This is a genomic window from Mesorhizobium sp. M1A.F.Ca.IN.020.06.1.1, from assembly GCF_004023265.1.
Classification (GTDB): domain Bacteria; phylum Pseudomonadota; class Alphaproteobacteria; order Rhizobiales; family Rhizobiaceae; genus Mesorhizobium.
Genome location: NZ_RZSR01001687.1, coordinates 1 through 583, shown reverse-complemented (window position 1 = coordinate 583; position 583 = coordinate 1). Strand labels below are relative to the sequence as shown.

Here is a 583-nt window from a genome sequence, read left to right as displayed (position 1 = left end):
CTTATCCGCTGCTGAGCTTCATCCTGCAGCGTCAAGGCGTGTCGCCGGCGGTGATCGGCCTGTCGGCCGCGATGACGCCGGTCGGTTTCATCCTGTCCTCGCCGCTGATCCCGGGGCTGGCGCGCCGGTTCGGAGCGGGGCGGACTGCGCTCATCTGCGCCGGGCTCTCGGCCCTGGTGCTGGCGCTGATCGGCTGGACGCAGGACGTCTATTTGTGGTTCCCACTGCGCTTCCTGGTCGGCGTGGTCACCAATCCGCTTTATGTGCTCAGCGAAATCTGGGTGATCGCGCTGGCGCCGCCGTCGCGGCGCGGGCGCGTCATGGGCATCTATTCGACCATCATCTCGGCTGGGTTCGCGGCCGGACCGATCTGCCTGCTGGCGGTCGGCACGGAGGGTTGGCCGCCTTTTCTGGTCGGCATCTTTGCGTTTCTTTTCTGCGGCGCCTGCCTGGCGGTCGTGGTGAAACGTCTGCCCAGGGTCGACGAGGCAGGTGAAAAAGTTTCGGTGCTCGGCTTCATGCCGCTCGCCTGGCTGCTCCTGTCGGCGGTCGTTGCTGCCGCCGGTTTCGAGCAGTCGGTGCT

1 protein-coding gene is annotated in these 583 nt (G+C 66.6%); it reads left to right on the top strand.

The window, feature by feature from the left end; genetic code table 11:
• A partial coding sequence (locus EOA60_RS36350) for an MFS transporter (RefSeq protein WP_164899944.1) occupies positions 1 to 583 on the top strand: 583 nt, incomplete at both ends.